At 74.5% G+C, this 11,384-nt stretch carries 1 protein-coding gene; it reads left to right on the forward strand.

Features of this window, described 5'->3' with window-relative positions; genetic code table 11:
* Nucleotides 1-11,362: amino acid adenylation domain-containing protein (locus tag ACWDZ7_RS34215; RefSeq protein WP_451802435.1), on the forward strand; the 11,362-nt coding region annotated here is incomplete at its 5' end.
* Nucleotides 11,363-11,384: the final 22 nt, after the last annotated feature.

Consider the following 11,384-nt stretch of genomic DNA (forward strand, 5'->3'; position numbering starts at 1 on the left):
GGCGTCGCGGGCCCGCCGTTCCGGCCTGGTGGTGACGCCCCGGCAGGTCTTCGAGGAGAGGACCCCGGAGCGCCTCGCCGCGGTGGCGGAGGTCGCGGGGAAGACGGTCACGGCGCACGACGACGGTGTCGGCGAGGTGCCGTGGACGCCGGTGATGCGGGCGTTGGGTGAGCGGGCCGCGCGGCCCGGGTTCGCGCAGTGGGTGGTGGTCGGTGCCCCGGCCGGGCTCGGGATCGACGTTCTGACGGCCGGTCTTGATGCCGTGCTCGACACCCACGACATGCTGCGGGCGCGCACGATCCCCGGCGAGCCGACGTTGCGGGTGGGCGAACGAGGTTCGGTCGATGCGGGGGAGCTGGTCTCGCGCGTGGACGCGGTGCACGTGTCGGACGACGCCTTGGACGAGATGGCGGGACGTGCGGCGCAGGACGCCTCGGAGAGGCTCGACCCGGCCTCCGGGGCGATGACCCGGGCGGTGTGGGTGGACGCCGGACCGGGGCGAGTGGGCCGACTGGTGTTCGTGGCACACCACTTGGTGGTGGACGGGGTGTCCTGGCGGGTGCTTGTCCCGGACCTGCGGGACGCGTGCGAGGCGGTGGCCGCCGGGCGCAGGCCGCGGCTGGACCCGGTGGGGACGTCGTTCCGCCGCTGGGCGGAGCTGCTGTCCGCGCAGGCCACCGGCGAGCAGCGGGGCGGCGAGCTCGCGGACTGGCTGACGCTCCTCGGTGAGGGTCAACCCACCCTGGGGGAACGGCCGTTGGACCCGGCGGTCGACACCGCCCGGACCCTGCGCCAGCGCTCCTGGGTGGTGCCGCCGGAGCAGGCGGCCACGCTGGTGGGCCGCACGCCGACCGCGTACCACTGCGGCGTCGACGACATCCTGCTCTCCACCCTGGCGGGTGCGGTCGCGCGCCGCCACAAAGCCACCGACACTGACACGGCCACCGACACTGACACGGCCATCGGCACCGGCACCGGCACCGGCACCGGCACCGACGTCGGAACCGGCACCGACGCCCACGCTGATGTGCTGGTCGACATCGAAGGACACGGCCGTGAGCCGCTGGACGGTGTGGATCTGTCGCGCACGGTGGGCTGGTTCACCAGTGCCCGCCCCGTCCGACTGAGCACGTCGGGGGTGGATCTCGCCCAGGCCCTGATCGGTGGCCCCGCCGCCGGTGCGCTGCTGAAGGCGGTCAAGGAGCAGGCGCGTGCGGTGCCCGGCGACGGCCTCGGCCACGGACTGCTGCGTCACCTCAACCCCGACACCGGCCCGGTCCTCGAAGCCGCGCCCACCCCGCAGATCGGCTTCAACTACCTCGGCCGCTTCGCCGCCGCCGGCAGCGGCACTGGCACCGCCCCCGATGCGGTGGCTCCCTGGCAGACAGCCGGTGAGACCGCGATCGGCGGCTCCGTCGACCCCGACATGCCCCTGCCGCACGCGCTGGAGGCGAACGTCACCGTCCGGGACACCGCGGACGGCCCCGAACTGGAGATCAGGCTGAGCTGGCCCGGCGACCTGCTGGAGGAAGCGCAGGTCGAGCAGCTCGGCAGCGACTGGGTGGCGATGCTCGGCGGGCTGGCCGCGCACACCACCGCCCCCGGCGCCGGCGGACACACGCCCTCCGACTTCCCTCTCCTGGACACCCTGTCGCAGGACGGCGTCGAACGGCTGGAGTCGATGGTCCCCGGCCTGACCGACGTATGGCCGTTGTCGCCGCTACAGGAAGGCATGCTGTTCCACGCCGCCTTCGACGGCGACGGCCCGGACGCGTACCAGAGCCAGCGCGTGCTCGCCGTGGACGGGCCGCTGGACGCGGACCGGCTGCGCGCGTCGTGGCAGCAGCTGCTGGCGCGGCATGACGCGCTGCGGGCGAGCTTCCACCGCCTGGCGTCGGGCGAGGCCGTTCAGGTCGTGGCGCGCGACGTGGAACTCCCCTGGCGCGAGGTCGACCTGTCGGACCGTACGGAGGCCGAGGCCGTCGCCGAGGCGGAGCGGCTCGCCGCGTGCGACGCGGCGGAGCGCCTCGACCTGTCGGCGGCACCGCTCCTGCGGCTGCTCCTGATCCGCCTCGGCAAGGAGCGGCACCACCTGGTCGTCACCAGCCACCACATCGTGGCGGACGGCTGGTCGACACCGGTCCTGCTGAGCGAGGTGTCCGAGGCGTACGCGGGTGACGGCGACGCCCCCGTACCTACGCGGGCGGCCTCGTACGGGGACTACCTGGCGTGGCTCGACCGGCAGGACAAGGAGGCCGCCCGCGACGCATGGCGGGCCGAGCTCGCGGGGGCCGACGAGCCGACCCTCGTCGCCCCGGCGGACCTGGGCGGCGCGCTCGTCCTGCCCGAGGAACGCTCACTGCGCCTCTCCAGGAAGACGACGCGCGCCGTCACCGAACTGGCCCGCGCGCGGGGACTGACCGTGAACACGGTGCTCCAGGGTGCGTGGGCGCTGGTCCTCGCGCGGCTCGCCCGGCGCACGGACGTGGTGTTCGGCACCACCGTGGCCGGGCGGCCCCCCGAGATCCCCGGCGTCGAGTCGATGATCGGCCTGTTCATCAACACCCTGCCGGTGCGGGTACGACTCGACGCCCGGGAGCCGGTGCTCGCGATGCTGACGCGGCTGCAGGAGCGCCAGACCGCGCTGATGGCGCATCAGCACACCGGTCTGACGGAGATCCAGGCCGTCGGCGGGGCGGGCGCGACCTTCGACACCATGCTGATGTTCGAGAACTACCCGCGGAACGCGCCGCTGCTCTCCGGCCCCGGGCGCGGATCCGATTCCTCCCATGAGGACGGCGGGGGAGTCGCGATCGCCCAGGTGGGCAGCCGGCTCGGGACCCACTATCCGCTGGCCGTCGGCGTCGTCCCCGACGACCGCCTAGGAGTCCGCCTGACCTACCGGCCGGACGTGTTCGAGGAGCGTCGGGTCCTCCAGATCGGCAGGCAGCTGGCGCGCGTCCTGGACCGGCTCGCGGCGGATCCGGCGCTCAGGGTCGGCGACATCGACGTACTGGAGACGGCCGAGCGCGTCTCGGTGGTCGAGCGGTGGAACGCCACCGACCGGCCTGTCCCCACCGGCACGCTGGGGGAACTGTTCGAGGCGCAGGCGCGCCGCTCCCCGGACGCGATGGCCGTGCTCGCGGCGGACCGGCGGTGGTCGTACGCCGAGCTGGACCGGGCCGCCGACCGCGTGGCGCACGGATTGCTGGGGCGCGGGGTGCGCCGCGGGGACCTGGTCGGCGTCGTGATGGAACGGTCGGCCGACGTGGTCGCGGTCCTGCTGGGCGTGGCCAAGGCCGGAGCGGCCTTCGTGCCGGTGGACCCGGCGTATCCCACGGAGCGGATCGCACACGTGCTGGCCGACGCCGCCCCCGCGCTCGTGGTCTGCACGGCCACGACCGAACCGACGATCCCGTCGGGCGTGCCCCGGTGGGCACACGACGCCCCCGCGGCGCCCACCGTGCCCGCCGAGCCGACCGCGCCCCCCACTCCCACGAAAAGGACGCACCAGGCCGAGAACAGCAGGGGCCGCGTCGCCGACCCGGCGTATGTGATCTACACGTCCGGTTCGACGGGAGCGCCGAAGGGCGTCGTGGTCACCCACGGCGGCATCGGCAATCTGGCGGCCGGCCAGATCGAGCGGTTCGCCGTACGACCGGACTCACGCGTCCTGCAACTGGCGTCCTGGAGCTTCGACGCCGCGGTCTCCGAGATGTGCATGGCGCTGCTCTCCGGCGCGGCGCTCGTGGTGGCGGCCGGGGACAGGCTGCCCCCGCACGGCTCGCTCGCGGACGTCGCCGCCGAGTTCGGGGTGACGCACATGACGGTGCCGCCGTCGGTCCTCGCGACGGTGGACGCGCTGCCGGACACCGTGGAAACGCTGATCGTGGCCGGTGAGGAGTGCCCGCCGTGGCTGGCCGAGCGCTGGTCGGACCGCCGCCTCGTCAACGCGTACGGCCCGACGGAGGTGACCGTCTGCGCCGCGATGAGCGAGCCGCTGCGCCCGGCGGCGAAGGGCCCGGCGGCGAAGGGCCATGCGGCCGAAGGCCCCGTGCCGGTCGGCCGTCCGCTCATCAACAGCCGGGCCTACGTCCTGGACGACTTCCTGCAGCCGGTCGCCCCCGGTACGGTCGGCGAACTGTACGTCGTGGGTCCTGGCCTGGCACGCGGGTACCTCCATCGGCCGGACCTGACGGCACAGCGGTTCGTGGCCAGTCCCTTCCGGATCCCGGGCGGCACGGGCCGGATGTACCGGACGGGCGACCTGGCCCGGTGGACGACCGAGGGCGAGTTGTTGTTCGCGGGGCGTGCGGACGAGCAGGTCAAGGTCCGTGGGTACCGCGTGGAGCTGGGCGAGGTCGAGGCGGTCCTGGCCGCACACCCGGCGGTCGCCCAGGCCGTGGTGGTGGCCCGCCAGGACGGTCCCGGCGACAAGCGGCTGATCGGCTACGTGGTCACGGACACGGACACGGACACGAATGCGGACGCGGACGTGCAGGACGCCGATCCGAGGCAGCTACGTGCGTACGTCGCCGACCGGCTGCCGGAGTACATGGTCCCGGCGGCAGTCGTCTGCCTGGACGCGCTGCCGCTGACCGTCAACGGCAAGGTGGACCGCGGCGCGCTCCCCGCGCCGGACTTCGCAGCCCGGACGACCGGGCGGGAGCCGCGCACCGAGACCGAGCGGACCCTGTGTGCCCTCTTCGCCGAGGTGCTGGGCCTGGAACAGGTCGGCGCGGAGGACGGCTTCTTCGAGCTGGGCGGCGACTCGATCAGCTCGATGCAGCTCGCCTCCCGGGCGCGGCAGGCGGGCCTGGTGCTGACGCCCCGGCAGGTCTTCGAGGGGAAGACGCCGGAGCGGCTCGCGCAGGTCGTGGCGGCGGTCGGGCAGGAGGCCACGACGGTCGACGTGGGTGTCGGCGAGGTGCCGTGGACGCCGGTGATGCGGGCGTTCGGCGACCGCGCCACGGGTGCCGGGTTCGCGCAGTGGATGGTCCTCGGCGCCCCCGCCGGGCTCGGCCTGGAGACACTGGTGGCCGGTCTCGGCGCCGTACTCGACACCCACGACATGTTGCGGGCCCGCACGGTCCCCGGCGAGCCGAGGCTCATCGTCGGCGAACCGGGGTCGGTGGACGCGTCGACGCTGGTGTCCCGTGTCGAAGCGGCGGCCGGCGAGGTCGCCGAAGTCGCGGAGCGGGCGGCGCGGGAGGCAGCGGGGCGCCTCGACCCGGCCTCCGGCGTGATGGTGCGCGCGGTGTGGGTGGACGCCGGACCGGACCGGCCAGGTCAACTGGTACTGGTCGCCCACCACTTGGCCGTGGACGGAGTGTCCTGGCGGGTGCTGCTCCCCGACCTCCGGGCCGCGTGCGAGGCGGTGGCCGCCGGACGCGCACCGGTGCTCGACCCGGTGGGCACGTCGTTCCGCCGTTGGGCGGAGCTGCTGTCCGCGCAGGCCACCGACGAGCAGCGGGTCGCCGAACTGGACGACTGGCTGGCCCTGCTGGGAGAGGCCCAAGCGCCTTTGGGGAAACGCCGGTTGGACCCCGAGGTGGACACCGCGCGGACCCTGCGGCGCACGTCGTGGGTGGTGCCGCCGGAGCAGTCGGCCGCGCTGGTGGGCCGGGCCCCGGCCGCCTTCCACTGCGGTGTGGACGACGTACTGCTGGCCGCGCTGGCGGGCGCGGTCGCGCGGTGGCGGCCGAGTGCCGCCTCAGGGCTGCTGGTCGACATCGAAGGACACGGCCGTGAACCGCTGGACGGCGTGGACCTGTCGCGTACGGTGGGCTGGTTCACCAGTGCCCGCCCGGTGCGACTGAGCACGTCGGGGGTGGATCTCATCCAGGCGCAGGCCGGTGGCCCCGCCGCCGGTGCGCTGCTGAAGGCGGTCAAGGAGCAGGCGCGTGCGGTGCCCGGCGACGGCCTCGGCCACGGACTGCTGCGTCACCTCAACCCCGACACCGGCCCGGTCCTCGAAGCCGCGCCCAGCCCGCAGATCGGCTTCAACTACCTAGGCCGCTTCGCCGGCAGCGGCACTGGCACCGCCCCCGATGCGGCCGCTCCCTGGCAGCCGGCCGGTGAGACCGCGATCGGCGGCTCCGTCGACCCCGACATGCCCGCCACCCACGTCGTCGAAGCGGTGGCGGCGGTGCGGGACACCCCGGAGGGGCCCGAGCTGACGATCACCCTGAGCTGGCCCGGCCTGCTGGTGACGGAGGCCGAGGCCGAGCGGCTGGGCCGGACCTGGACCGAGCTGCTCGGCGGCCTGGCCGCGCACACCGCCGAACCCGGCGCCGGCGGACACACCCCCTCCGACTTCCCCCTCCTGGACATCCTGTCGCAGGACGGCGTCGAGGAGCTGGAGTCGGCGGTCCCGAGCCTGACCGATGTATGGCCGCTGTCGCCGTTGCAGTCCGGCATGCTCTTCCACGCCACCTTCGACGAGGCCGCGCCGGATGTCTACGAGGGCCAGCGGTCCCTGGCGCTGGAAGGGGCGCTGGACGCGGGCCGGCTGCGCGCGGCATGGGAGACGGTCCTGCGCAGGCATCCGATCCTGCGGGCGAGCTTCCATCGCCTCGCGTCGGGCGAAGCCGTTCAGGTCGTGGCACGGGACGTCGAACTGCCGTGGCGGGAAGCCGACGTGAGCGGTCTCACGGCGGACGCGGCACTGGCCGAGGCCCGGCGCCTGGCCGAGGACGAGCGGGCGGAACGGATCGACGTGACGCGGGCCCCGCTGCTGCGGCTGCTCCTCATCCGCCTCGGCGAGAACCTGCACCGACTGGTCATCACCAGCCACCACATCACGATGGACGGCTGGTCCCTGCCGGTCCTCATCGGAGACCTCCAGGCGGCGTACGAGCCGCACACCGCCGGCGACGATACGCGGGCCCTCCGGGCGAACCTGCCGCCGGGCTCGGCGTCGGGCTCGACGTCGGGCTCGACGTCGGACTTGCCGTCGGGCTCGGCGTCGGACTTGCCGTCGGGCTCGGCGTCGGACTTGCCGTCGGGCCTGCCGTCGGGCTCGGCGTCGGACTTGCCGTCGGGCCTGCCGTCGGGCTCGGCGTCGGGCCTGCCGTCGGACTCACCGTCGGACCTGCCGCCGCACCCGACATCGGGCCTGCCGCCGCACTCACCCTCGAACCTGTCACCGCACTCACCCTCGAACCTGCCGCCGCACTCGACATCGAACCTGCCGCCGGCGACCTCCTACCGCGACTACCTGGCGTGGCTGCGTCGGCAGGACAAGGAGGTGGCTCGGGATGCCTGGCGGGCGGAGTTGGCCGGTCTCGACGAGCCGACGCTGGTGGTGCCCGCGGACTCCGTGCGGGTGCCGGTCGTGCCGGACCGGATCCGGTTCGCGTTCTCGGAGGACGTGTCGCACGGCGTCGCGGCGCTGGCCCGCAGCCACGGCCTCACGGTCAACACCGTGGTGCAGGGCGCGTGGGCGCTGCTCCTGGCGCGGCTCGCCGGGCGTACGGACGTGGTGTTCGGCGCCACCGTGGCGGGCCGGCCCCCGGATCTGCCCGGCGCGGAGTCCGCGATCGGCCTGTTCATCAACACCCTGCCCGTACGCGTGCCCCTGAAGGCCGGACAGCCGGCCGCCGAGATGCTCCATGAACTGCAGGAGCGGCAGGTCGCTCTGATGGCCCATCAGCACATGGGGCTGTCCGACGTTCGTCAACTCGCGGGTCCCGGCGCGGTCTTCGACACGCTCGTCGTCTACGAGAACTACCCCCACCCGCCCGCCGCGGCGAAGGCCCCCGGCTCCCTGCGCATCCGCCCCGACGGGGCCCCGCAGGACATGGGCCACTACCCGCTGACCTTCGTCGTGTCACCCGGGGAGCGCATGCACGGCGACTTCGTGTACCGGCCGGACGTGTGCGACCGCGCCCGTGCCGAGAGCCTGGTCGCGTCACTGGTGCGGATCCTCGAACAGCTGGTCGCGGACCCGTCGGCGCCCGTGGGCCGCGTGGACGCCGTGGCCGCCGCCGGACGCGACCTCGTCGTACGGGAGTGGAACGGGACGCGCGGGCCGGCGGCCGACGCGGCGCCGGCGCCGCTGCCCGAACTGTTCGCGCGGCAGGCGCGGCGGACACCTGACGCGGTGGCGCTCGTTTCCGGCGAACAGACGCTGGCCTACGCGGAGTTGGCGGAGGACGCCGGGCGGCTCGCGCGGTATCTGGCGCGGGCCGGGGTCGGCCCGGAGTGCCGGGTGGCCGTGGTCGGGGAGCGGTCGGCGGCCATGGTGCGCTCGCTCCTCGCGGTGTCGATGGCCGGTGGCGTGTTCGTCCCGGTGGACGCGGGCTACCCGGCGGAGCGCATCGCGTACGTGCTGGCCGACGCGGCCCCGGCGGTGGTGCTCTGCACCGAACGGTCGCGGGGCGCGGTGCCCGCCGGGTTCCCCGGCCGGGTCGTGGTGACGGACGACCCGCGCGTGGCGGACGAGGTGCGGCGGTGCGCGGGCGGCCCGGTCCGGGACGAGGAGCGGCCGGTGCGCCCGGGGGCGGCCAACGCCGCGTACGTCATCTACACATCGGGGTCGACGGGGACCCCGAAGGGCGTCGTGGTCACCCACGCGGGACTCGGCAACCTCGCGCGGGCGCAGATCGACCGTTTCGGCGTGCGGGTGGACTCGCGGGTGCTGCAGTTCGCGTCGCTGAGCTTCGACGCGGCCGTCTCCGAACTCTGCATGGCACTCCTGTCCGGCGCGTCACTGGTGGTGGCGGACCCGGACGAACTGCCGCCGCGCGTGTCGCTCGACGAGGCCGTGCGCCGGGCGCGAGCGAGCCATGTGACGGTGCCGCCGAGCGTCCTCGCGGCCGAGGAGGAACTGCCCCGGACGCTGGAGACCCTGGTCGTGGCGGGCGAGGCGTGCGCGCCGGGACTCGTGGACCGGTGGTCGCCGGGGCGGCGGATGGTGAACGCGTACGGACCCACGGAGACGACGGTCTGCGCGGCGATGAGCGAGCCGCTGTCGCCGGGCCGCGACATGGTGCCCATGGGTCGCCCGATGGACGGCGTACGGGTGTACGTCCTGGACGAGTTCCTGCTGCCCGCGCCGCCCGGCGTGGCCGGTGAGCTGTACGTCGCCGGTGCCGGGCTCGCGCGCGGCTATCTGGGGCGGGCGGCGCTGTCGGCGGAGCGGTTCGTGGCCTGCCCGTTCGGCGCGGGCGAGCGGATGTACCGCACCGGGGACGTCGCGCGGTGGACGAGCGAGGGCGAACTGCTCTTCGTCGGCCGCGCCGACGACCAGATCAAGGTCCGCGGACACCGGATCGAGCCCGGCGAGATCGAAGCGGTCCTGACCGCTCACCCGGACGTCGTGCAGGCCGCGGTCGTCGCGCGCAAGGACCACGCCGACGGCAGCCGCCTCGTCGCGTACGTCGTCATGTACGCCGTCGGGGACCCCGCGCGGGAAAGCGGCGACGAGCCGGCCGCCGGTGCGGCCGCCGGTGCGGCCGCCGGTGCGGTCGGTGGCGCGGTCGACGCGCTCCCCTCGTACGCGCGGGAGCGACTGCCGGACCACATGGTGCCGACGGTGTTCGTGCCGCTCGACCGGCTGCCGCTGACCCCCAACGGCAAGGTGGACCGGGCCGCGCTGCCCGCCCCCGACTTCGCCGAGCGGGTCACGGACGGGGGGCCGCGCACGGAGACCGAGCGGGTCCTGTGCGAACTGTTCGCCGAGGTGCTCGGCCTGGAGATGGTCGGTGTCGCGGACGGCTTCTTCGAGCTGGGCGGCGACTCGATCATGTCGATGCAGCTCGCGTCCCGGGCGCGCAGGGCAGGGCTCCTGCTCACATCGCGCCAGGTCTTCGAGGAGAAGACCCCCGAGCGTCTCGCACAGGTGGCGCAGGCCGCCGAGCCCGAGGCGGCCGTCGACGACGTGGGCGTCGGCGAGGTGCCGTGGACGCCGGTGATGCGGGCGCTGGGGGAGCGGGCCGCGCGCCCCGGGTTCGCGCAGTGGATGGTCCTCGGCGCCCCCGCCGGGCTCGGCCTGGAGACACTGGCGGCCGGTCTCGGCGCCGTACTCGACACCCACGACATGCTGCGGGCCCGCACGGTCCCCGGCGAGCCGAAGCTCGTCGTCGGCGAGCGGGGATCGGTCGACGCCGGGAGCCTGGTCACGCGCGTGGACGCGACGCACGCGGACACCGACGCGGACCTGGACGAGATCGCGGGACGGGCGGCGCGCGAGGCCGTGGAGCGCCTCGACCCGGCGTCCGGCGTGCTCGCGCGGGCCGTCTGGGTCGACGCGGGCCCCGGGCGCACGGGGCGCGTCGTGTTCGTGGTGCACCACTTGGTGGTGGACGGAGTGTCCTGGCGCGTGCTCGTGCCGGACCTGCGGGCCGCCTGCGAGGCGGCGGCCGCCGGGCGCGCACCGGAGCTTGAACCGGTGGGGACGTCGTTCCGGCGCTGGGCGGAACTCCTCGCGGCGCAGGCGACCGGCGAGGAGCGGACCGCCGAGCTGGACGACTGGCTTGCCCTGCTCGGCAAACCACAACCCGCTCTTGGACAGCGCGAGTTGGACCGGGACGTCGACACCGTACGCACCCTGCTCCACCGCACGTGGGTGGTCCCGCAGGAGCAGGCGGCCACCCTCGTGGGCCGGGCCCCCGTCGCCTTCCACTGCGGAGTCGACGACGTGCTCCTCGCCGCCTTGGCGGGCGCCGTCGGGCACTGGCGGCCGGGCAACGCGGCGGCGCTCCTCGTCGACATCGAGGGACACGGCCGCGAACCCCTGGAAGGCGTGGATCTGCTGCGGACGGTCGGCTGGTTCACCAGCGTGCGACCGGTGCGCCTCGACGTGAGCGGTGCGCAGTTGGACGGCGCTATGGCCGGTGGCAGGGCTGCCGGTAGCTTGGTGAAGGCCGTCAAGGAACAGGCTCGTGCGGTGCCCGGCGACGGCCTCGGTCACGAGCTGCTGCGTCATCTGAACCCCCTCGCGGGGCCGGTCCTCCAGGCCGCGCCGACCGCGCAGATCGGCTTCAACTACCTGGGCCGGTTCGCGGCGGGCGGCGGCACGGGCCCGGTCGGGCCGTGGCATCTGGCCGGCGAGACAGCGATCGGCGGCTCGGTCGACCCGGGCATGCCCGCCACACATGTGATGGACGCGGGCGCGGTGGTCCGGGACACCCCCGACGGGCCCGAACTGACGATCACCCTGAGCTGGGCGAGCCGGCTGCTGGAGGAGGCCGACGCGCAGCGGCTCGGGGGCACCTGGCTGAAGATGCTGGACGGCCTCGCCGCCCACACCGCCGACCCCACGGCAGGCGGACACACCCCGTCCGACTTCCACCTCCTCGACCTCGCACAACACCAGATCGACGAACTCGAAGCCGGATTCGCCGGCGAGAAGCCGTAACCGTCAGGCACAAGCCGTTGTG

This window comes from Streptomyces sp. NPDC003032, from assembly GCF_053591415.1.